This is a genomic window from Nucisporomicrobium flavum (assembly GCF_016464385.1).
GTDB classification, from domain to species: domain Bacteria; phylum Actinomycetota; class Actinomycetes; order Mycobacteriales; family Micromonosporaceae; genus Actinoplanes; species Actinoplanes flavus_A.
In genome coordinates this window covers 467,217-489,713 of sequence record NZ_JADMLH010000003.1, presented here as the reverse complement: position 1 = coordinate 489,713, position 22,497 = coordinate 467,217, and the positions used below count along the sequence as shown (strand labels likewise).

At 72.5% G+C, this 22,497-nt stretch carries 19 protein-coding genes; 14 read left to right on the top strand and 5 right to left on the bottom strand.

All coding sequences use genetic code 11. The annotated features are described in order from the left end of the window. Positions 1-100 precede the first annotated feature (100 nt). The gene (locus IT780_RS10300) at positions 101-3,337 is read right to left on the bottom strand and encodes a GH92 family glycosyl hydrolase (RefSeq protein ID WP_199511213.1); all 3,237 of its coding nucleotides are present in this window, start codon (positions 3,335-3,337) and stop codon (positions 101-103) included. Between the two features lie 215 nt (positions 3,338-3,552). Between IT780_RS10300 and IT780_RS10295 the strand changes: the two genes are divergently transcribed. From IT780_RS10295 to IT780_RS10235, 13 genes are all read left to right on the top strand, one after another. Further along, positions 3,553-6,312, top strand: coding sequence for a putative bifunctional diguanylate cyclase/phosphodiesterase (locus IT780_RS10295; RefSeq protein WP_199511212.1), 2,760 nt, complete (start codon positions 3,553-3,555; stop codon positions 6,310-6,312). Continuing rightward, the gene (locus tag IT780_RS10290) at positions 6,309-7,496 is read left to right on the top strand and encodes a type III PLP-dependent enzyme (RefSeq protein WP_199511211.1); all 1,188 of its coding nucleotides are present in this window, start codon (positions 6,309-6,311) and stop codon (positions 7,494-7,496) included. Before IT780_RS10295 ends, IT780_RS10290 begins: the two co-directional genes overlap by 4 nt. Next, positions 7,486-8,787 (top strand): MFS transporter, encoded by a 1,302-nt coding sequence (locus IT780_RS10285; RefSeq protein ID WP_307831120.1) that lies wholly within the window; start codon positions 7,486-7,488, stop codon positions 8,785-8,787. The genes IT780_RS10290 and IT780_RS10285 overlap by 11 nt, the downstream gene beginning before the upstream one ends. A gap of 39 nt (positions 8,788-8,826) precedes the next feature. Continuing rightward, the gene (locus IT780_RS10280) at positions 8,827-9,804 is read left to right on the top strand and encodes a GNAT family N-acetyltransferase (protein ID WP_199511210.1); all 978 of its coding nucleotides are present in this window, start codon (positions 8,827-8,829) and stop codon (positions 9,802-9,804) included. Between the two features lie 225 nt (positions 9,805-10,029). Continuing rightward, on the top strand, positions 10,030-11,772 hold the full coding sequence (locus IT780_RS10275; RefSeq protein WP_199511209.1) for a discoidin domain-containing protein: 1,743 nt from the start codon (positions 10,030-10,032) through the stop codon (positions 11,770-11,772). A 77-nt stretch (positions 11,773-11,849) separates the two neighbouring features. Beyond that, positions 11,850-13,118: a DUF1996 domain-containing protein gene (locus IT780_RS10270; protein ID WP_199511208.1), complete on the top strand. Its 1,269-nt coding sequence runs from the start codon at positions 11,850-11,852 to the stop codon at positions 13,116-13,118. Positions 13,119-13,321: 203 nt separating this feature from the next. Continuing rightward, positions 13,322-14,368, top strand: coding sequence for a LacI family DNA-binding transcriptional regulator (locus IT780_RS10265; protein ID WP_233412520.1), 1,047 nt, complete (start codon positions 13,322-13,324; stop codon positions 14,366-14,368). A 33-nt stretch (positions 14,369-14,401) separates the two neighbouring features. After that, positions 14,402-15,106, top strand: coding sequence for a hypothetical protein (locus IT780_RS10260; RefSeq protein WP_199511207.1), 705 nt, complete (start codon positions 14,402-14,404; stop codon positions 15,104-15,106). A gap of 4 nt (positions 15,107-15,110) precedes the next feature. After that, positions 15,111-15,752, top strand: a complete 642-nt coding sequence (locus IT780_RS10255) for an SDR family oxidoreductase (protein ID WP_199511206.1) — start codon at positions 15,111-15,113, stop codon at positions 15,750-15,752. Between the two features lie 38 nt (positions 15,753-15,790). Beyond that, entirely contained in the window at positions 15,791-16,492 is a 702-nt protein-coding gene (locus IT780_RS10250) for a tetratricopeptide repeat protein (RefSeq protein WP_199511205.1), read from the top strand. Beyond that, positions 16,489-16,938: a TIGR03618 family F420-dependent PPOX class oxidoreductase gene (locus IT780_RS10245; protein WP_199511204.1), complete on the top strand. Its 450-nt coding sequence runs from the start codon at positions 16,489-16,491 to the stop codon at positions 16,936-16,938. Before IT780_RS10250 ends, IT780_RS10245 begins: the two co-directional genes overlap by 4 nt. Before the next feature lie 54 nt (positions 16,939-16,992). Further along, a complete protein-coding gene (locus IT780_RS10240; RefSeq protein ID WP_307831119.1) occupies positions 16,993-17,388 on the top strand; it encodes a hypothetical protein in 396 nt (131 codons plus the stop codon). A gap of 83 nt (positions 17,389-17,471) precedes the next feature. Next, a complete protein-coding gene (locus IT780_RS10235; protein WP_199511203.1) occupies positions 17,472-18,146 on the top strand; it encodes a DUF6766 family protein in 675 nt (224 codons plus the stop codon). Here IT780_RS10235 and IT780_RS10230 read toward each other — a convergent pair. The 3 genes from IT780_RS10230 to IT780_RS10220 all read right to left on the bottom strand — a co-directional run bounded on the left by IT780_RS10230 (position 18,143) and on the right by IT780_RS10220 (position 20,030). Beyond that, a complete protein-coding gene (locus tag IT780_RS10230) occupies positions 18,143-18,877 on the bottom strand; it encodes a class I SAM-dependent methyltransferase (RefSeq protein ID WP_199511202.1) in 735 nt (244 codons plus the stop codon). The genes IT780_RS10235 and IT780_RS10230 overlap by 4 nt on opposite strands. A gap of 108 nt (positions 18,878-18,985) precedes the next feature. After that, the gene (locus IT780_RS10225) at positions 18,986-19,882 is read right to left on the bottom strand and encodes a hypothetical protein (RefSeq protein WP_199511201.1); all 897 of its coding nucleotides are present in this window, start codon (positions 19,880-19,882) and stop codon (positions 18,986-18,988) included. Beyond that, positions 19,839-20,030, bottom strand: coding sequence for a hypothetical protein (locus IT780_RS10220; RefSeq protein ID WP_199511200.1), 192 nt, complete (start codon positions 20,028-20,030; stop codon positions 19,839-19,841). The genes IT780_RS10225 and IT780_RS10220 overlap by 44 nt, the downstream gene beginning before the upstream one ends. A 217-nt stretch (positions 20,031-20,247) precedes the next feature. On the opposite strand from IT780_RS10220, the gene IT780_RS10215 reads away from it, so the two are divergent. Beyond that, the gene (locus tag IT780_RS10215) at positions 20,248-21,153 is read left to right on the top strand and encodes a TIGR03619 family F420-dependent LLM class oxidoreductase (RefSeq protein ID WP_199511199.1); all 906 of its coding nucleotides are present in this window, start codon (positions 20,248-20,250) and stop codon (positions 21,151-21,153) included. A 6-nt stretch (positions 21,154-21,159) separates the two neighbouring features. On the opposite strand, the gene IT780_RS10210 is transcribed toward IT780_RS10215, so the two are convergent. Then, a complete protein-coding gene (locus IT780_RS10210) occupies positions 21,160-22,350 on the bottom strand; it encodes a glycoside hydrolase family 64 protein (protein WP_199511198.1) in 1,191 nt (396 codons plus the stop codon). Positions 22,351-22,497 lie beyond the last annotated feature (147 nt).

Here is a 22,497-nt window from a genome sequence, read left to right as displayed (position 1 = left end):
CATCTCCCACCCGCTGTCGCGGGGGGGGGGGGGGGGGGGCGGCGGGGGGGGGGGGGGGGGGGGGGGGGCCCCGCCCCCCGGCCGGTACGCCGGCGCCCGCTCAGGCGAGCGTCAGCGCGTACACGTGGAACCGCGGGTCGTCCGGCAGCGTGATCGACCGGATCTGCTTGCCCTCGGCGATCGGCAGCGACGCCGCGAACAGGCTGACCGGCGGGCCGTCGACGCCCTGACCGGCCTTGATCCGGTGGGGCATCGCCAGCACCGCGGTCGTGCCCGGCGCCGCCGAGCCGCACCAGTCGGCGATCGTCACCGTCGCCGGTGCCGAGGTCCCGTCGGCGTAACCGATGGTCAGGGCCGCCGTCACCGGGCCGTTGTGGGTGGTGGCGACGAGCTTGACCGCGGCGTGGTCGCCGGTGGGCAGCAGCAGCGACTGGCCCTGGGCCTTGACGAAGTTCTTCGCCGTGCCGGTCGGGTCCGGCGCCTGGTAGGTCACGCCGTCCCAGGTGACCGGTCCGGCCGGGGGCAGCAGGTCGGCGTCGTAGCTCCAGCCACCGCCGTCGAAGTTGCCCTCCGTCGTGGCGGCGACCGTCGCCGTGCCGTCGTGGTTGCGCTCGGCGGTGAGGTCGATGCGGCACGCCTCGCCGCCGGCGACGCAGGTGGTGGGTTGCGAGGCGGTGACGGTCGCCGTGCGCTTCACCGTGTTCGCGCCGGGGGCGCCGGCCAGGACCTCGATCGGGTACGCCCCGGCCGCGATCCCGGCCGGGGCCTCGACGGTGACCGTGGCGGTGGTGCCGATCGGCAGGTGCCGGGTGACGAGCACCTTGGGCAGCCGCGGCGACACGGTCACCTTCCAGCCGGCCGGTGCGGTCGCGGTGATCCGCGGGGCGATCGCGACCGGCGCCTGGCCGACCACGTCCACCTCGAAGGTCGCACGCTGCGCGGTGGTCGCGCCGGCGGGCAGCGCCGCGCTCGCCGGGCGGATCGTCGCGTCCACGTGGGTACGGTCGTCAGCCGGCGCCTTGTTCACCGAGGGCGGCTGGGCGGCGGCCGAGGTGCCCCACGCCGACGGGCTGGTGCCGACCGTGTGGGCGAGGGTGCCGCCGCGGGCGATGTCGGACCAGTCCACCCAGCTCTTGGCCAGGTTGCGCCCGTTCAGCCGGACCCGCTGGATGTAGCGGTTCGCGTCGGTGACGCCCGGGGCGGTGATCGTGAAGGTGTTGCCGCCGACCTTGACCTTCGCGGACGGGAACTGCGGGCTGGACACGGCGAGGAAGTTGGCGCCGCTCATCGTCGGGTACAGGCCCAGCGAGGAGAAGACGTACCAGGAGCTCATCGTGCCGAGGTCGTCGTTGCCGGTCATCCCGTCCGGCCCGGTGGTGAACAGCGTCATCGCCGCCCGGACCACGGTCGCGGTCTTCGCCGGGTCGCCCGCCCAGTGGTACATGTACGGCGCGAGCAGGTCGGGCTCGTTGTTCGGGTTGTACGTGGCCTTCGCGTAGTAGTCGTACGGGCTGGCGATCCAGTCGGTGCGCGCCGTGCCGGCCGGGTCGGTGAGCAGCTTGTCGTACACGAAGAAGTCGTCGAGCCGCTTCTCGGTGGCCGCCCGGCCGCCCATCAGCTGCACGAGCCCGGCCGGGTCCTGCGGGACGAGCCACTGGTACTGGTACGACCCTCCCTCGTGGAACTGTTCGTCCGCGGCGACCGGGTCGTACGGCGTCAGCCACGTGCCGTCGACGGTCCGGGGCCGGAACTGCTTGATCGAGGAGTCCCACAGGTTGCGATACCACTGCCCGCGCCCGGCGAACATCGTCGCGTCGTCGGCCTTGCCCAGCCCCTGCGCCATCAGCGCCAGGGCCGCGTCGGCAGCCGCGTACTCGAGGGTCGCCGAGGCGGGGTGCACGCAGTCGTTGTCGCCGCCCTTGTGCACGCAGTCCTTGCCGAGCTGCAGCCCGGACGGGATGTAGCCGCGGTCGGCGTAGTAGTCCTGCCCGGTGCGCCCGTTGTACGGCGACTCCGCCGGCGGCTGGGCGGTGGCGTTCTTGCGCAGCAGCGCGTACGCCTCCTCCTCGTGCCCGGCGAGCAGGCCCTTCGACCAGGCCTCGACCAGGAACGGGGTGACCGGGTCACCGGTCATGATGTTGGTCTCGCTGTTCGCGAGGGCCCAGCGCGGCAGCCAGCCGCCGTCGCGGCCGATGGCCACGACCGACAGCGCGACGTCGCGCGCCACGTCCGGCGCCAGCATCTCGAGCAGCTGGTTCTGCGGACGGTACGTGTCCCACAGCGAGAAGTTCTGGTACGGCGTGTAGCCCTGCGCGGTGTGCACCTGCCGGTCGAAGCCGACGTACTTGCCGTCCACGTCACCGGCCACGTTGGGGTGCAGCAGCGAGTGGTAGAGCGCGGTGTAGAACGCGCTGCGCCGGTCCGCCGCGCCGCCACCGATCTCGATGCGGTTCAGCTCGTCCACCCACGTCTGGCGCAGCGCCGCGCGGGTGGCGTCGAAGTCGTACGAGTCGCCGGTCTCCGCGGCCAGGTTCCTGCGGGCGCCGTCGAGGCCGGTGTACGACAGCGCGACCTTGACCACCACGTCCTTGTCGGCGGTGGCGTCGAACGTGACGAACGCGCCGTTGCCGCCCGTGCCGGCCGCGTCGCGGGAGTCCTTGCTGATGGTCGAGCCGCGCCAGGTGCCGTACGCGGCGAACGGCCGGTCGAACGTGGCGGTGAAGTAGACGGTGTGGTCGTCCTTGCCCGCACAGAAGTTGCCGGCGTGCACGCGGCCCTCGACCGTACGGTCCCCGACCACGTGGATCTCGGAGTCGAACACCGACTGGTTGGCCCTGCCGGTGTTGAACAGCACGTTCGCGGCGTCGGTCGACGGGAACGTGTACCGCTGCCAGCCCGTACGCTGGGTCGCGGTCAGCTCGGCCTTGGTCTGGTACTTCGACAGGCCGACGCGGTAGTAGCCGGGCGACGCCTCCTCGTCGGCGTGCGAGTACGGCGACCGGTACGCGTTGGGGTCGACGGTGCTGACCGCGCCGGTCGTGGGCAGCATGGGCAGCTCGCCCGCCACGCCGCAGCCGACGCCGGACAGGTGGGTCTGGCTGAAGCCGTAGATGCTGTTCTGCTGGTAGTCGTATCCGCCCTGGCCCCCGGTGTCGGGGCTGACCTGCACCATGCCGAACGGCGCGCTCGCGCCCGGGAAGGTGTTGCCGAAGTTCTGCGTGCCCACGAAGGGGTGGACCAGGTCGACCGGCGCCGGCTCGGCGGCCTGCGCGGGCGCGGCGTGCAGCACCGCGGCGGACACCAAGGCGGTCGAGGCGGCTAGGAACCGACGGGTCATGCAAACCTCCGGTCAACGACGTCATCGTCCGGTGACAACGTTGTCACGAGCGCTTTATCGATGTCAATGAGTGCGGAGCGGCGGCGGGCGCACACTTCGTTGCCCGTGACGTCGCTCTCGTGGACCGGAAGCCCTCAAGTTTCGGTGCCACCGATCCGATCTCGCACATGCAGCCGTCTCAGCCGGGACGGATCCACGGACCGGAGAAGAGTCTGATGGCACCCACGAGCGAACCGCCGGCACCGCCCGGCCTGCGCGGCTGGGCGCGGCTGTGCGTCGCGGTCGCCGTGGTCGTGACCGGCTTCGCCGTCGTGCTCGGCACCGGCGTGGGCGGCGCCGGGGCCGCCAAGGCGATCTCCAACCTGGGACTCTGCGCCGCCGCGATCTCCGCGGCGGTCGCCTGCCTGGTCCGCAGCGCCACCTTCCGCGGACGGACCCGCGCCGGCTGGGCGCTGGTGGGGCTCGGCGTGCTCTCCTGGGGCCTGGGGCAGGCGTACGCCGTCTGGCTCGACACGTTCACCGGAACGGTCCCGCTGCCCTCGCCCGCCGACATCGGCTACCTCGGCATGGTCGTGCTCACCCCGGCCGGCCTGCTGATCCTCCCGGCCGCCACGCAGACCCTGGCGAACCGGGCCCGCAGCGTGCTGGACGGGCTGATGGTCGCCGCGTCGCTCATGCTGATGGCCTGGATCTTCGTCGTCGAGGCGCTGATCGAGGCCGGCGGCGACAGCGCGCTGGCGCTCTCCGTGAGCCTCGCGTACCCCCTCGGCGACGTCGTCATCGTCACGATCGTCGTCTACCTGCTCGCCATGCAGCGCCGCCGCGGGCGCACGGCCGCGCACTTCGCGCTGGTCGGCGCCGGCATCGTCGCCTTCGCGATCTCCGACATCGGGTACGCCTACCTGAACCTGGTCGGCGCGTACGCCTCCGGCGGCGTGACGGACATCGGCTGGTTCGCGGGCTTCTCGCTGATCCTGCTCGCCGCCACCCGCCCGCTCGGGTCCCGCCCGGACGCCGCCGCGGAGTCCGGTGCCGGCACGGAGCCTTTCGGTGTGCTGCTGCCGTACGTGGCCGTGCTGGCCGCCCTGGTCACCAGCGTCGTGTGGTTCGCGCGCACCGGGCAGAGCAGCGCGTTCGTCGCGTACAGCCGCTCGGCGCTGATCCTGCTCATCGTCGGCCGGCAGGTGCTCACGCTGCTGGAGAACCGCGGGCTGACCCGCAACCTCGAGGCCCGCGTCGAGGAGCGCACCGCCGAGCTGTACGCCAGCGAGCAGCGCTTCCGCGCCCTGGTGCAGCACAGCTCCGACGTGGTGACCGTCGTCGGCCCGGACAGCGAGGTGCTGTACCAGAGCGAGTCCGTCCGCCGGGTCTTCGGCTACCCGGCGCGGGTGCTCACCGGCCGGCGGCTGACCAGCGTCATCGAGGCCGAGTCCGCGAGCCGCCTCGCCGACGCCCTGCGCTCGGTGAGCGGCCGCCCGTACGCGACCACGGTCATCGAGCTGACCGTGCGGCACCGGGACCGGCGCACCCGGCAGGCCGAGATCACCATCACCAACCTGCTCGCCGACCCGAACGTCGGCGGCCTCGTGCTCAACACCCGCGACATCAGCGAGCGCAAGGAGCTGCAGGAACAGCTGGTGCACGAGGCGTACCACGACGCCCTCACCCAGCTCGCCAACCGCGCGCTGTTCCGCGAGCGCGTCGCCGAGGCGCTGGACGCCCGCGGCGAGACCGACGACGTGACCGTGCTCTTCCTCGACCTGGACGGCTTCAAGGAGGTCAACGACAGCCTCGGGCACCTCGCCGGCGACCAGCTCCTGGTCCGGGTGGCCGACCGGCTGCGCGGGGCGGTCCGCGAGGACGACGTGGTGGCCCGCTTCGGCGGCGACGAGTTCGCGGTGCTCATCCGCTCCGAGCTGGGCTCCGCGGACGGCGAGACCGTGGCCCAGCGCATCGTCGACGCCCTGCACGAGCCGTTCGGCATCGGCGAGCGCGACCTGCACGTGCGCGGCAGCGTGGGGCTGGCGGCGTACGCGGCCCTGGGCACCGGCGACTCGCAGGCCGGCGACGCCGAGCAGCTGATGCGCAACGCCGACCTGGCCATGTACCGGGCCAAGTCGACCGGCGGCAGCGGCTTCGCCGGCTACGACCCGCAGATGCTGGCGGGGCTCGTCGAGCGCCTGCAGCTCGAGGCGGACCTGCGGACGGCCCTGGACCGCGGCGAGCTCAGGCTGCACTACCAGCCCACCATCGACATGGCCGACAGCAGCGTCATCGGGTTCGAGGCGCTGGTCCGCTGGCAGCACCCGGTCCGCGGGATGATCTCGCCGCTGGACTTCATCCCCATGGCCGAGGCCACCGGGCTGATCGTGCCGCTGGGCCGCTGGGTGCTCACCGAGGCGTGCCGCCAGGCCGTGGAGTGGTCGCGGGAGAGCGGGCAGCCGCCGATGAAGATGTCGGTGAACGTGTCGGTACGCCAGTTCGACCGCGGCGACCTGGCCGCGATGGTCCGCGAGGTGCTGACCGAGACCGGCATGCCGGCCGACAAGCTGTGCCTGGAGATGACCGAGAGCGTGCTGATGACCGACACCGAGGAGAACCTCGCGCAGCTCGTCCGGCTCAAGGCGCTCGGCCTGACGCTGGCGATCGACGACTTCGGCACCGGCTACTCGTCGCTGGCGTACCTGCGCCGGTTCCCGGTCGACACCCTCAAGATCGACCGCTCGTTCGTGGAGCGGCTCGGCGGGCAGACCGACGACGCGGCACTGGCCAGCACGATCGTCCAGCTCGGCCAGAGCCTCGGCATGTCCACGGTGGCCGAGGGCATCGAGGAGTACGGCCAGCTCGCCGCGCTGCGGGCCATGGGCTGCACGTTCGCGCAGGGCTTCTACTTCTCCCGCCCGGTGCCCGCCGGTGAGGCCGGCCGTCTGCTGATGGAGGGCGCCGGCGCTCCGCTCGCCCGGGAGACCGCGTGACGGCGCCGGGTTCCTGGCCGGCCGCGCTCGCACCGGACTTCCTCGAGGTCGTCGACATGCCGACGCCGTACCTGGTCACCGACCTGGACACGGTCGCGCGGCGGCTGGCCGCGTTCACCGCGGCGCTGCCCGGCGTGCTGCCGTTCTACGCGATGAAGTGCAACCCGTCGCCGGAGATCCTGCGCACGCTGGCCGACGGCGGGGCGAGCTTCGAGATCGCCTCGCTCGGCGAGCTGCGCAGCCTGCAGCGCCTCGGCGTCGACCCGGCCGGCGTGCTCTACAGCAACCCGGTCAAGCCGCCCGCGCACATCGCGGCCGCGTACGCCGCCGGGCTGTGGCGGTTCAGCTTCGACTCCCCCAACGAGCTGCGCAAGATCGCCCAGCACGCCCCGGGCAGCGCCGTGTACCTGCGGCTGCACGTGGACGACACCGCCAGCTCGTTCCCGCTGTCGCGCAAGTTCGGCGCCGAGCCGCACGAGGCCCGGGAGCTGCTCACGCTGGCGTGGCAGCTGGGGCTGCGGCCGTACGGGCTGACCTTCCACGTCGGCTCCCAATGCGCCACCACGGCCGCCTGGCGCCAGGCGATCGGCGTGTGCGGGCGCATCATGACCGGCCTGCTCCACGACGGCATCCGGCTGGAGATGCTCGACCTCGGCGGCGGCTTCCCCGCCCGGTACGTCGACGAGGTGCCGTCCATCGAGGAGATCGGCGCCGCCGTGCTGCCCGCGGTGGCGGAGCTGCTGCCGTACCGTCCGGGCCTGCTCGCCGCCGAACCGGGCCGGCACCTGGTCGCCGAGGCCGGGGTGCTGGCCGCCACGGTCATCGGGCGTGAGGTGCGCGCCGGGCAGAACTGGCTGTTCCTCGACGTCGGGGCGTACCACGGCATGATGGAGACGATCCAGCTGCCGACGGGCTGGGACTACCCGGTCCGGACCTCGGTGCCCGGGCACGACGAGGTCGCGTTCACGGTGACCGGCCCCAGCTGCGACAGCTCGGACACTATGTTCACCGGGCTCCGGCTACCGGCGGCCATCGACGTGGGCGACGTGGTCTACATCGGCTCGGCCGGGGCGTACACGCTGAGCTACGCCTCGGACTTCAACGGCTTCCCGCCGCCCACCCCGGTCTTCGTGGGGGCCGGCCGCGCGGCCGGCCTGGCCGCCGCCGGTTCCGGTGGCCGCTGAGCCCGGGAGCCCCGGGCAACCCAGGGGTGGCGGGCATCGGCGCGTCGGGCCGGTCGGGCTGCGCCGCGCCGGGCGGCTGCGGGAGCTGGTCGCGGCCGGGGTGGCCGACTCGTTCGGCATGGCCCTCGGCTGGACCGTGTTCGTCCTGCTGGCGGTCTCCCGCGGTGGCCTCGCCGAGGCGGCCCTCTACAACGCCGCCATGCTCATCGGCGTCGTGCTGTCGGCGCCGGTCACCGGCTGGCTGGCCCGGCGCGTCCCCGGCCGCGGCCTGCTGCGCGGCGCGGCGGGCACCGAGATGCTGCTGCGCGTCGGCGCGCTCGCCGGTCTCATCGCCGGCCTGCCGTCCTGGCTGATCGCCGTCGCGGTGGTCGCGATGCACATCGCGGCGTGGACCGGCTTCGCCGCGATGCGCGCGGAGGTCGCGGCCGTGGACGCCCGGCCGAGATCGATGACCCGGTACGCGCTGGCGATCTCCGCGGTCGAGGCGGCCGGTACGGGCCTCGGCGCGCTCCTGCCCGCCGGCCCCGACGGCTACCCGACCGGCCCGGCCCTCGTCGTCGTCTTCGTGCTGTACGCCGGCTCCCTGCTCCCGACGGTGCTGAGCGCCCGCCGGGCCCGGATGACCCCGCGCGGCGCGGCCCGTCGCATCGTCACCGCCCGCTCCCTCGCGTACGGGATGATCCGCGCGACGCGGCACGCCCGGCACACGCCCCACCGCGTCGGCCGCCGCCGCATCGTCGCGCCGCACCTGCTCGTCGCCGGCGGCGGCGTCATGCTGCTCGCCTCCGGACCGACCCTGCTCGCCATCCCGCTGACCACCGAGCTGCACGGCCGGCACTGGGTGGCCGCGGCGGCGGTGGCGTTCAGCCTGGGCTGCCTGCTCGCCACGGCGGCGGTGGAGACGGCCGGCCGGCTGCGGCTGCCGGCCTCGCTGCGCTGGACGCTGTGGGGGCTGGGCATGCTGGTCGGCTGGCTCGGCGCCGCGCTGCACGCGGGCGGGGTCATCCTGGCCCAGTTCCTGGCCGGCGTCAGCCAGACCGCCTTCGAGGGCGACATGGACGCCGTGGTCGCCGATCAGGCCCCGCCGGAGGCGGTGACGACGGCGCTCGCCTACAGCGCGTCCACCCGAGCACTGGGCGGCTCGATCGCCGTACGGCTCCTCCCGGCCCTGGTCACCGCGCAGGCGATCGACAAGGTGGTGAGCGGCGCGGTCCTCATCCTGGGCACGGCCGCGCTGGCGCTGTGGATCCTGACCAACGTGCCGGGCCTGTACCGGCGCCTGGCCCGATAACCGTTTGATCGCCCGGGGCCCGCGCCGGAGGCTGCGGGGATGCGGACCACGATCGACGGCCTTCGCCTGCGGCACCTCGATGCCCGCGACGCCGGGGAATACCACGCTCTCGTACGGCGGAACACCGCCCACCTGACGCGGCTCGGGGACTACCGGGACGAGGCGGCGGCCAGTGTGGACGATGTGACGGTGCGGCTGTCGGAACCGTCACCCCTGCGGTACGGCATCGTCCTGCACGACCGCCTCATCGGCCGGGTCGACCTGGTGCCGGTGGACCCGCCCCGCTACGGGATCGGCTACTGGCTGAGCGAGGACGCCACCGGCCACGGTTACGCGACGGCGGCGGTGCTCGCCGTGCTGGAGCACGCCCGGTCGCTGGGCGCCACGGACGTCTTCGCCGGGGTGACGCACGGCAACGACCGGAGCGTCGCGGTTCTTCGCCGGCTGGGCTTCTCGCGGGTGGCCGAGTTCGACTCGTACGACCGTTACCACCTCGCGGTCGTCCCGGAGATCCGGCTCCTGGAGGAGCACGACCTCGAGGAGATCCCGGCCGCGTTCGCCGCGATCGGATGGCCCGGCAAGGACGCCGCCCTGTACCGCTCGTACCTCTCCGATCAGCGGGAGGGATCACGCACGGTGCTCGTCGCCGCGGTGGACGGCCGGTTCGCGGGGTATCTGACGGTGCACTGGCGGAGCGGCTACGAGCCGTTCCGGGCGGCCGGCACTCCCGAGATCACCGACCTCAACGTGCTGCCGCATCTGCGTCGGCGCGGGATCGCCCGGGCCCTGATGGACCGGGCGGAGGCGCTGATCGCTGAGCGCTCGCCCACGGCCGGGATCGGGGTGGGGCTGTATGCGGACTACGCCGCCGCGCACCTGATGTACCTCCGGCGGGGCTATCTGCCCGACGGCCGCGGTGTCGCGTACGGGGCGACGCCGGTGCCGCCGGGGACGCCCGTACGGGTGGACGACGACCTGGCGCTCATGATGACGCGCCCGCTCAGTTCCGGAACCTGACCGTCATTTTCCGGCCGCACGGCGTCTACCTGCGAAGACGCGAGAACGCGTACGAGAAAGCGCTTCCCGAGCTCTGACCAGGCATTGACACCCGTGAAGTGGACGGTTCAGAGTGTCGTACCAAAGAGCGCTTTCCCCCACTTGTAGTCGCTCGGTAACCAGTACGACACATCCATCCCCATCCCCATCCCCTCTTCTTGATTCCCCGCAAGGAGGAACCCCCGCATGAGTTCCGCTGTGTTCCGAGGCGGTGGCCGCAGACGCGGCCGGGTACGCCTGGCCGCCCTCGGTGCCTCGCTGCTCGGCATGTTCGGCGCCTACTTCGTCGCCACGACCGGCAATGCCGCCGCGGCCGAGGCCGTCGTTTCGCAGGGCAAGCCGACCACCGCCTCGTCGGTCGAGTGGGAGGGCACGCCCGCCTCCGCCGCCACCGACGGCAACACCGGCACCCGCTGGTCGAGCGCGTTCTCCGCCGGCCAATGGATCCAGGTCGACCTCGGCTCCACGATGGCCGTCACCCGGGTCAACCTGAACTGGGAGAACGCGTACGCGACCGCCTTCACCGTCCAGTTCTCCACGAACGGCACCACGTTCACCAACGCCACGAACACGTTGCGGGGCAACGTCGGCGCGCAGAACATCCCCGTCACCGGCAGCGCGCGCTACGTCCGGCTCAACCTCACCGAGCGGGCCCTGTCCATCTACGGCTACTCGCTGTGGGAGTTCCAGGTGTACGCCGACGGCACGACGACGCCGCCCACGACGCCGCCGACCACCCCGCCGCCGGGCAGCGCGGTGCTGCTGTCGTACAACAAGCCGGCCGTGGCCTCGAGCGAGCAGAACGACGTCAACTGCAACCCGTGCACCGCGAACAAGGCGGTCGACCTGGATCCGGCGACCCGCTGGGCGACCAGCTCGACCACCGGCTGGGTGGACCCGGGCTGGATCTACGTCGACCTCGGCGCCACCGCGCAGATCAGCCGGGTGGAGCTGCAATGGGACCCGGCGTACGCGACCGCGTACAAGATCCAGGTGTCGCCGAACGCGAGCACCTGGACCGACATCTACTCGACGACGACCGGCAAGGGCTTCAAGGAGGTCCTGAACGTCTCGGGCTCCGGCCGCTACGTGCGCATGTACGGCACCACCCGCGTCGGCCCGTACGGCTACTCGCTGTACGACTTCAACGTGTACGGCACCGGCGGCGCACCGACCACTCCGCCCGCCAGGCCCGCCGACCCCACGTTCCCGGCCACCCGCCTGGTGTTCCAGGACGAGTTCAACGACCCGGCCGGCACGAAGCCGAGCACCGCGAAGTGGACGTACGACCCGGGCGTCCCGCAGAACGGCGAGGTCCAGTACTACACCGAGAACAGCAACAACGCGCAGATGAACGGCCAGGGCCAGCTGGTGATCGAGGCCCGCAAGGAGACCGTCAACGGCCGTGACTACACCTCGGCCCGGATGAACACCGGCAACAAGTTCAGCTTCCAGTACGGCCGCGTCGAGGCCCGGATCAAGGTACCGAAGGGCAACGGGCTGTGGCCGGCGTTCTGGATGATGGGCGCCGACTTCCTCACCGGGCGCCCGTGGCCGTACAACGGCGAGGTCGACATCATGGAGGTCCTCGGCCGCAACACCAGCGAGGCCTACTCCACGCTGCACGCCCCGCAGTACAACGGTGCCGGCGGCTACGGCCAGAAGTACGCCACCGTGGACCTGTCGCAGGACTTCCACGTCTGGGCGGCCGAGTGGGACAGCAAGGGCATCAAGTTCCTGCTCGACGGCAACCAGGTCTTCTACGCCAGCAAGGCCACCGTCGAGGCGACCCGCGGCCCGTGGATCTTCGACCACCCGTTCTACATCATCCTCAACCTCGCGGTCGGCGGCGACTTCCCCGGCCCGATCGACGCTTCCACCCCGTTCCCCTCCCGGATGCTCGTCGACTACGTCCGGGTCTACCAGTGACCTGACGGCGACATCCACCTCGCCGGGGCGGAGCCCCCATCTCCGCCCCGGCACCTTTCTTCCCCGGAAGGATCCCCATGCGGAAAACCGCAGTCCTGGCCGCCTCGGTGGCCGCCCTCATGACCACCTACCTCGCGCTCACCCAGACCGGCGCCAGCGCCGCGGACGGCCTGCTCTCCCAGGGGCGTACGGCCACCGCATCGTCGACGGAATCCGCGGCCTTCCCCGCCTCCAACGCCGTCGACGGCAACCCCGGCACCCGCTGGTCCAGCGCGTTCAGCGACCCGCAATGGCTCCAGGTCGACCTCGGCGGCACGGCCACCGTCTCCTCGGTCGTGCTGAACTGGGAGGCCGCGTACGCGAAGACCTTCAACCTGAAGATCTCCGCCAACGGCAGCACCTGGACCGATCTCAGAACCAACGTCGCCGGCACCGGCGGCCGGCAGAGCGTCGCGGTCTCCGGCTCCGGCCGCTACGTCCGCCTCGAATCGCTGGCCCGCGCCACCCAGTGGGGCGTCTCGCTCACCGAGTTCGAGGTGTACGGCACCGGCGGCGGCACGGCTCCGCCGCCGACCATCCCGCCGGGCGCCGTACGCGTCGCCGAATTCCTCGCCGACTGCCCGGCCAGCCACCGCCTCCCCGACGACCCGATCATCTTCCCGAACATGCCCGGCGCCTCGCACATGCACAGCTTCTTCGGCAGCGAGACGACCAAGGCGAGCACGACGGTCACCGACCTGCTCAACGCCAACAGCAACTGCAACCCGTCGGTGGACAAGTCGGCGTACTGGATCCCGACCTTCTACAACAACGACGTCCCGGTCGAGCCGACCACCGGCGTCTTCTACTACCTGGGCGAGGGGGTCAGCGACGCGCTGATCGCCCAGACCCAGCCGTTCCCGCTGGGCCTGCGCATCGTCGCCGGCAACGCGAAGGCCACCGGCCCGCAGGACAACACGATCTCCCGGTGGTCCTGCCTGGGCGCCGGCGAGGTGAACCCGTCGCACGACTTCGTGACCTGCCCGGCCGGCTCGATGCTGGAGTCGTACCTGGACTTCCCGCACTGCTGGGACGGGGTGAACCTGGACTCGGCCGACCACAAGAGCCACATGGCGTACCCGGTGAACAACGCCTGCCCGGCCACCCACCCGGTGGTCGTGCCGAAGCTGCGCCAGGTCATGCGGTACCCGGTGAGCGGCAACCCGGCCGGTTTCCGGCTGGCGTCGGGACGCGGGTACACGATGCACGGCGACTTCTTCAACGCGTGGCCGGTGGACGAGATGGCCCGCCGGGTCAACGACTGCATCCGCGTCATCGTGAAGTGCGGCACGAACGGGCGTCCCTGATGTCCGCCCCGGCCGCCGGCGCCGCACCCGGCACCGGCGGCCGGGCACCCCGCACCGCGCCCGGCACCGGCGGCCGGGCACCCCGCACCGCGCCCGGCACCGGCGGCCGGGGACCCGGCCTCGCGGCCGGCGCCGAGGTCGCGCGAGGCTGGGGGCCGGAGAGCGCTCTCAGAGAGATCAGGGCCGGTGCTATAACAGAGCCCATGAATTCCCGGGCCGGTCGCGGCGGCCAGAACCCGACGATGGACCAGGTCGCGGAGGCGGCCGGGGTGTCGCGGGCGACCGTGTCCCGGGTGATCAACGGGGCTCCCAGCGTCGACGCGAAGATCCGGGAGATGGTCCAGCGGGCCATCGCCGAGACCGGGTACGTGCCCAACGTCGCGGCCCGCAGCCTGGTCACCCGCAAGTCGAACTCGGTCGCACTGGTGATCTCCGAGCCGGAGCGGCCGTACGACTCGTCGTTCCTCAACCGGGTCTTCACCGACCCGTACTTCGGCCGGGTCACCGCCGGGGCGACCAGCGCGCTGCGCCCCCACGACATCCACCTGGTGATCATCCCGACCGACTCGACCGACCACCACCACGTGCTGCGGTACCTGCGCCAGGGCCACGTCGACGGGGTGCTGCTGATCAGCAGCCACGAGCAGGACCCGCTGCCGAGGCAGGTGCACGAGCTCGGCATCCCCGCGGTGGTCTCGGCCCGCCCGGCCTCCCCGCTGGCCGCCAGCTTCGTCGACGTCGACCAGCGTCTCGGCGCCCGGCTCGCCGCGGAGCATCTGCTGGCCCGCGGCTGCCGGCGGCTCGCCACGATCAGCGGGCCGCTCGACATGCCGGCCGGGCTGGACCGGCTCGAGGGCTTCCGGTCGTACCTGGCCGACCGCGGCTTCGCCGACGTCCCGTCGCTCGAGGGCGACTTCACCCGGCACGGCGGCGAGGAGTGCGCCCGGCGGCTGCTCGCCGGCCACCCGGACATCGACGGGCTCTTCGTCGCCAGCGACCTCATGGCCGAGGGCGCCCTGCGCGCGGTGCAGGACCTCGGCCGCCGGGTGCCCGACGACGTCGCCGTGGTCGGCTTCGACGACAGCAGCGCGGCGCTGGACTGCCGTCCCCTGCTGACCACGATCCGGCAGCCGGTCGAGGAGATGGCGGCCGAGATGGCCGAGGTCCTGATGGCGCACATCGCCTCGCCGGGCCGGCTCCCCCGCTCGGTGACGTTCCAGCCCACGCTGGTGATCCGCGAGTCCGCCTGATCCCCGCTCGGCGGCATCGGTCACCATAACTGCGTGGGCGACCTGCTGATCAACCTTCTCGCCAGCGTCATCGCCGGTAGCGCGGTGTGGCTGGCCCAGTTCGCGGTCCGGCGCCGCCGGCTCGACCGGGAACGCGCTTTCTTCGGCCTCGCCCCCGGCGCCGGCGCCCTGCTGGTGGCGTCGCGGCACTTCTCGTCACCCAGCGACGACAGCGTGCACCGCCGCGACGTGGCCGCCCTGGTGGAGCTCGCCACGCTGGTCCGCGAGTGCGGCGCCCGCGCGGACGTCGTGGGCGGCGCGGAACTGCGCCAGGAGCTGGGCCGGGTGACGGAGTTCTGCGTCGGCGGCCCCTCGGCGAACCCCCGTGCGGCCGTTCACCTGCGGACGGCCCTGCCGGGAGTGGAGTACCGCCCCGACGAGAAGAACATCTTCGTGATCGGTACCACCCGCTACGCCAACAGCCGCGACGTCCGGTACGCGGTCCTGGCCCGCTTCCGGGCGCCGACGGCGAGCCGGCCGGTGTACTTCCTCGGCGGGCTCAGCTCCGACGGCAACCTGGCGGCGGCGCGCCACCTGGCGGACCACCACCGGGACCTCTTCCGGCAGTACGGCGCCGACCGGCCGTTCTGCCTCGTGCTGCGCATCCGCGAACCGGAGGCCTACGGCACCGACTTCACCGAGCTGGCCGCCGACGTGAGCGACGTCGCGTTCACACCGGCCGGAAACGGAGAAGACTGAGCCCATGGACATTCTCGTCGCCGGCGGGCACGGCAAGGTCGCGCTCCGCCTCCTGCGGCTCCTCGCCGGGCAGGGACACACCGCCCGTGGGCTCATCCGGTCACCGCAGCACGCGGCCGACCTCGAGGCGGCCGGGGCCGTGCCGGTGCTCGGCGATCTCGAGAACGACGAGACGCTGGACGCGTACGTGCGCGGCGCCGACGCCGTGGTCTTCGCCGCCGGCGCGGGCCCGGGCAGCGGGCCCGAGCGCAAGCGGACGGTCGACCTGGGCGGTGCGGTCAAGCTGGCCGACGCGGCCCTCTCCACCGGGGTACGCCGCTACGTGATGGTCTCGTCGATCGGGGCGGACCGGCCGGAGTCCGCGGGCGAGCCGATGCGGGCGTACCTGCTGGCGAAGGCGGAGGCGGACGACTACGTGCGGGCCTCGGGGCTGGACGCGACGATCGTCCGGCCGGGGTCGCTGACCGACGAGCCGGGCACGGGCCTGGTCCGGGTGAGCCGGGAGCTCGGCGGCCGCGGGCCGGTGCCACGTGACGACGTGGCGGCGGTGCTGGCGTACGTGCTGACCTCGCCGCGGACGGCCGGGCTCACGTTCGAGCTCTTCGGCGGCGACACCCCTGTTCCCGAGGCGGTCGACGCCCTTTAGGAGCCCGCGCCGCCCCGAACGGCAGTAGCGTGGCGCATATGGGGACGACGGGGGACACACTGACGGCCGGCACGGAGGCCATGTACGAGGCGGCATTCCGTACCGGCGACTATGCCGAGGCGGAGGCCACCTTCACCGGCCTGCTGGAGCGCGCCCGGGCGGAGGGCGACCGGGCGCTGGAGGCCGCGGCGCTCGACCGGCTCGGGATGCTCGCCCACTTCCGGGCGATCGAGGGCGACCTCGCGCAGGCCGACGGCGACGCCGAGCAACGGCTCTTCGAGCAGGCCCTGGCGATCCGGCGCGAGCTCGGCGACGAGGCCGGCGTGGCGGAGTCGCTCTTCGGCCTCGGGCTGGTCCACCAGGTGCTGCGCGGCGACTGGGACACGGCGATGCCGTGCTTCCGCGAGGCGCTGGAGCTGGCCGAGCGGCACGACGACCTGCTGCTGCGCAGCGAGCTGCACCGGCACATCGGCTTCTTCCACACCCTCGGCGACCTGGGGTCGGACCTGGCCCTGCACCACCTGCGGATCTCCCACGACCTGCGCGCCGAGCTCGGCGATCCGCGCTGGATCCCGGGCGGCACGATGGCGCTCGGTCTGGCCGAGATCGCCGACGGCCTGCGCGATCAGGGCCTGGCCCATGTCCGCGAGGCGCTGCGGCAGGCCCGCGACGCCGGGCTGAGCGCGCAGCGCATCGCCTGGATCGAACGGTTCCTGCACGAGGCGGAGGTCGCGGCGTGACCAGCCTCGAGGAGGCCTGGGGCCTAGGGCCTGTCCTGGCTCGCGAGGACAGCGGGCTGGCCGTGGTCGCCACCCTGCGCGCGGACGCGACGATCCAGTCCTCGCTGGTCAACGCCGGGCTGGTGGCCCATCCGGCGACCGGCGGCCGGGTGCTGGCCTTCGTCACGTACGGGCGGGTGAAGCTGGCCAACCTGCGCGCCCGCCCCCAGCTGACCGTGACGTTCCGCAACGGCTGGCAGTGGGCGGCCGTCGAGGGCCGGGCGGAGCTGGCCGGCCCGGACGACGCGCAGCCGTGGCTGGCACCGCAGGCCCTGCCCGGCCTGCTGCGCGACATCTTCACCGCTGCCGGCGGCACCCACGACGACTGGGCCGAATACGACCGCGTGATGGCCGAGCAGCGCCGCACCGCCGTGCTGATCACGCCGGCCCGGGTGTACAGCAACTGACCCCGTCACGATCTTCGATGATTGAAAACGGCCACGCGGGGGAAAGCGCGCCTCGTGCTGAAGCGAGTGATTCCGGCGCTGCTCCTGCTGGGGCTGGCCGGGTGCGGATCGGTCGGCGAGCGCGGTGATGCCGCCGCCGGCGTGGCGCTCCAGCTGCTGACCGCGGTCGACAGCAAGGACGGCGCCGCCGCGTGCGCCACGCTGGCCCCGGAGACCCTCGAGGAGATCGAGTCCTCCGCCGGTCAGCCGTGCGACCAGGCCATCCTCGACGAGGACCTGCCGGCGCCGGGCCAGGTGACCGGCACCGACGTGTACGGCCAGTGGGCCCAGGTCCGCCTCACCGACGACACCCTCTTCCTCGCCGTCTTCCCGGGCGGCTGGCGGGTCGTGGCGGCCGGCTGCGCGCCCCGCGGGGAGAAGCCGTACAACTGCGCGATCCAGGGAGGGTGAGCGATGCGTACGCTGTTCGTCCTGCTGCTGGTCGTGGTGGGCGCGGGCCTGGCCTACTTCATCACGCTGGGGGTGCTGCACCGGTGAAGCGGTTCGTCAAGGAGAACGCCCTGGGGCTGACCTTCGGGCTGCTGTTCCTCGTCGTGCTGGTGGGGCAGGCGTTCGCCGGGCTCGCCGACTACAACCAGCAGCAGCTCGCCGAGGGCCTCCAGCCGATCGGCTTCGCCCGCTACGTGACCTCGGCGAGCTTCGGCGCGGACGTGGCGGAGAACTGGCAGTCGGAGTACCTGCAGTTCTTCCTCTTCATCTTCCTGACCGTGTGGCTGGTGCAGAAGGGGTCGCCGGAGTCCAAGCAGCTCGACAAGGTCGGCCGGGAGTCCGACAAGGATCAGAAGGTCGGCCCGTACGCCCAGGAGGACTCGCCGAAGTGGGCGCACGCGAGCGGCTTCAAGCTGTTCCTGTTCTCCAACTCGCTGGGGCTCGTGATGGGAGCGATCTTCGTCGTCTCGTGGGTCGCGCAGTTCATCGCGGGGCGGGCCGCGTTCAACGAGGAGCAGCTGGGCAACCTCGAGGACCCGATGAGCCCGGTGCAGTACCTGATGGCGCCGGACTTCTGGAACCGTACGCTGCAGAACTGGCAGTCCGAACTGCTGGCGGTGGCGTCGATGGCCATCCTCGCGATCTACCTGCGCCAGCGCGGCTCGTCCCAGTCCAAGCCGGTCGGCTCGCCGCACACCGCCACGGGCGACGAGAACTAGAGCTTCCGGTAGACCGAGACGTGCGAGCGGGAGTCGGCGGTGAACTCCGCCCCGGACCAGTCCGCGTGCCGGCTCTCCAGGTCCATGCCGGCGAGCTGGGCCATCAGGTCCAGCTCGGCCGGCCAGATGTAGCGGTGCGGCGACCGGCCCAGTCGCGCCTCCCGCCCCTCGCCGAAGCGGAAGTGGTGCGACACGACGTGCTGGCGGAGGGTGTCGTACGTGTCCAGGCCGATGTAGCCCGGCTCGCAAGCGAATACCGTCGCGGCCTGCCCGGGCGGTAGTTTGCGCAGTTCGGGCACCCACAGCTCGACGACGAACCGGCCGCCCGGCGTCAGGTGCCGGGCCGCGTTGCGGAAGCACGCCACCTGCTCGGCCTGGGTGAGCAGGTTCGAGATCGTGTTGTACACGAGATAGACCAGCGTGAACTCGCCCGGCGCGGTGGCGGCAGCCATGTCGCCGGCGATCACCGGGATCCGCGCCTCGCCGGCCTTCTCCCGGAGCCGGGCGATCATCGCCGCGGACAGCTCGACGCCGGTCACGGGTACGCCGCGGTCGGCGAGCGGCACCGCCACCCGGCCGGTCCCGATCGCGAACTCGAGGGCGCGGCCGCCGCCGGCGAGGGCGGCGAGCCGCTCCACGGCCGGGCCGAGCACCTCCGGCGCGAACATGCCGGTGCCCGGGGTGTCGTAGTGGCTCGCGGTGTCCGCGTCCCAGATCTCGTCCTGGCGCATCCGCCCACGATCACCCGCCCGGCCGCGACGGTCCACCGGATTTCCGGGCCGCCCGGCCGGCACGGCTCGGGGCGGGCACCGCGGCGCCCGCCCCGTACGCGAAGCTCGTCAGCTCGTGAGCAGCCGGCCGACGCTCGCCGCGCCCTCCTCGCCCAGCGCGGCCCGCAACGCCTCCGCAGCCTCCTCGGGCGACATCCGGCCGGAGCCGATCGCGTCCAGCGCGGTCTGCGCGCTGACCTGCTCTGCCACCGGGGCGCCGGCCGACTTGGCCAGCGCGTCGATGCTCGCCTGCACGTGGTCCACCCGGTCGCGGATCTGATAGCCCAGCACCGACGCGACGATCGCGCGGTTGAGCGCCCAGTTCGCGCCGACGGTCGGGTTGTTGGCGGCGTCGGCGCCCGGGTTCACGATGCCGCCCGGCGGGATGGTGCCGTTGGCCCCCGACCTGCCCGGGTCGTACGCCAGCACGGCCCGGGCCAGGGCCTCACGTCCGGCGGCGCTGCGCGCCCACTCGGTCATCCAGGCGGTGAACTCGCTCTTGGTCACGTCGTCTGCCTCCAGCAGTCCCCAGGGGCTGGTGTCACGCTCCTGGGCGGTGGTGTAACGCGCGGAGAAGTGCGCGTGCTCGGTGTGGGAACTCGCCCCGGTGTACGAACGCGCTGTCCAGCCCCATGACCGGGACCAGATCCGGCGGTTGTAGATGATGTTCTGCAGCCGGTCGTCGCGGCCCTCCCGATGGCGGGTGACGATGATCTCCACGCACCGGGTCATGGTCCAGCCGGATTCGCGCAGGTCGTCGTCCACGTCGATGGCGTGGACCTCGTTGATGCGGTCGCTGTCCTCGTACGGCGTGTTGCCGGTCTCGTCGGGGTTGTGGTCCGAGGAGCTCGCCGCGTGGGACGTGTCGCCGATGGAGCCGTCCGAGGCCTTGTCCCGGTTCGGCGCCAGCTGGTTGAACTCGTTACGAAGAGCTACCAGGCACGGCACCAGAATCCAGCTGGCCATCCGGCTCCTCCTCCCAGGGGTCGGGGACGGGATCGCCCGCGTAGTCCTCGGGTCGACCGGGATCGTGGTCGTCGGCGTACTGCTCGCCCGCGGCGCGATCCTCGGCGTTGAGAGGGTTCTGCCGCTGCAGGCCGGGTGGGTCGCTCATGGGGCCCTCCTCATCTCCTCGTATCGGACCAATCGGTCCGATGGTGACGCGATTTCGGGCCGCCTGAGTACCCCGGCCGGGCGATCGCGATTCCGGTTCACCGCTGAATACCGCCTTCTGAGATTCGACGGTTCGATCTGCCTGACCGTTATGCCCGGGTGACGCCCCGAAGCTGCCCTGGTGGCCCACCGCCGTCGCGGGCAGTACGGTGACTCGCATGTTGATCAGCTGTGGCTGCCCCGTGTCCGGCGTCTGGGCCGATCCCCTGTCGGTGACCGGGTTCGCGATGCGCGCCGAGGAGCTCGGCTATCACGGGCTGTGGGCGTTCCAGCGGCTGCTCGCCGGCGAGGGCCAGGACCTGGCGCCGGTCTACCGCAGCGTGCTCGACCCGATGCTGGCGCTGACGTACGCCGCCGCCCGCACCACCGACATCCGGCTCGGCGTCGCGGTGATCAACCTGCCGTACCTGTCCCCCACGTACCTCGCCAAGCAGGCCACGACCCTGGACGTGCTCTCCGGCGGCCGCTTCGTGCTGGGGCTGGGCACGGGCTGGTCCGACGTGGAGTTCGCGGCGACCGGCTCGGACCCGAACCCGCGCGGGCGGCGCACCGAGGAGTACCTGCGGGTGCTGCGGACGCTCTTCGCCGGCGAGGTGGCCGCCGTCGAGGGCGAGTTCTACCGGGTCCCGCCGAGCCGCATGGCGCCGCCGCCGGTGCAGGCAGGTGGCCCGCCGATCCTGCTCGGCGGGACGGCCGACATCGCGCTGCGCCGGGCCGGGCGGATCGCCGCCGGGTGGGTGAGCAGCAGCCGCGCGAGCCTGGAGGACATCGCCCGCGGTGCGCAGATCGTGCGGCGGGCCGCCGAGGAGGCGGGCCGGGACCCGGACGCCGTCAGCATCGTGGTGCGGGGCGTGGTCCGGGCCGGGCTGCGTGACGAGGCCGTACCGCTGTCGGGCACCTGGGACCAGATCCGCGCCGGCGCCCAGCGGTACGCGGAGGCCGGCGTCACCGAGCTGTTCTACGACCTCAACTGGGACCCGTTCATCGGCTCACCGGACGCGGACCCACGCGCCGCGGGCGAACGCGCCGAGGAGATCCTCAGCGCGCTCGCCCCGAACGGCTGAGGGCTGCTACTCGAACGGCGTCAGCGTGATGCCGATCGAGGCCGGGTTGCCGTCGTGCACCAGCGACTCCTGGTTGGCGACGTCGTCGAACGCGAACGCGTACGCCTTGCCGTCGGCCATCTGCTCGTGGATGACCTTGGCGTACTCGTTCGTCGGGTCGTGGCGGTAGAAGGTGGCCGGGTCGGTGCTCGGCTCGACCGGCTGCGAGCCCAGCGTGGTGCGCTGCAGCGCCGCGCACAGGCTGCGCGCGATCGGGCCGACGACCAGGTCGTTCGGGGCGCCGAGCTTGCCGTCGCAGCCCCAGACGTCGGCCGTGCTGGGCTTGGTGAACGTGGCGGCCTGCGCCCCGGTGGCGTCGGTGAAGGTCATGACGTCGCCGGCCGTACGGCCCTTGAAGACCTTGCCGGGCTGGTCGGCGAACGGCTTCACGGTCAGGTCGGTGTTCGCGTACGCGGCCCACGCCTCGTCGATGTAGGACGCGAGGTAGTCCGGGTCGAAGGAGCCGCCGTCGGCGCCCTTGCCCGGGGAGAGCACGCGCAGCACGGTGCCGTCGTCGCGGGTCTGCACGAGCTTGGCGAACTCCGGGTCCGCCTTCATGGCGTCGACGACCGCGGTCCGCCCGCCCGGCTTGAGCGCGCCGGTGGCCTGCGTACGGCCGTCCGAGCCGGTCACGCTCACCTCGTGCGGCACGGCGAACATGTCCACCTGCGAGCTGTTGATGAACACCCCGGCGTCGTTGTACGTGAACTCGCTCCAGTCGAACAGGATGTCGCTGTTGGCGTCCCCGGCCGCCCAGGGCGCGGGCTGCACGAGGCCGCCGTCCTGCGCGAGCTTGAAGTCGAGCTTGTCGCCGAAGGCCATGTACATCCGGCCGGAGAGGCCGCGCGGCACGCCGATGGTCTTGCTGGCCCCGTTCGCCGGGCCGTCGATCGACACGTCGGGTGCGGGTGCGGGCGGGTTCGCGCCGCCGGTCCAGGGCGTGAAGGCGCCGGACTCGCTGACATAGCCGAGCTTGCCGCCCGACTCGCCGAGCACGTACAGGTGGACGGCCTCGCCGCGGCCGGAGTTGTTCGTGACCGTCAGCGGCAGCACGTCGGGCAGGGTGGCCGCTTGCGCGGTGGGGATCACCGCGATGGCCGCCGGAACCGCCACGGCCGCGACGGCGAGTCCGAGCAGGGTTTTGCGATTGAGTCGCACAGGCGCTCCAGTGTCCGGCCCCCGGGTGGCGCGGGCCCAGCACCGGCCGGGAGGGATCCCACGCCGGCCAGGCTCGCTTCGGGGGCGGACACGGAAGGGGGATGCGTCCTGGCCGTCACGCTCCGCATCGCCGTCTCGACGGTGAGA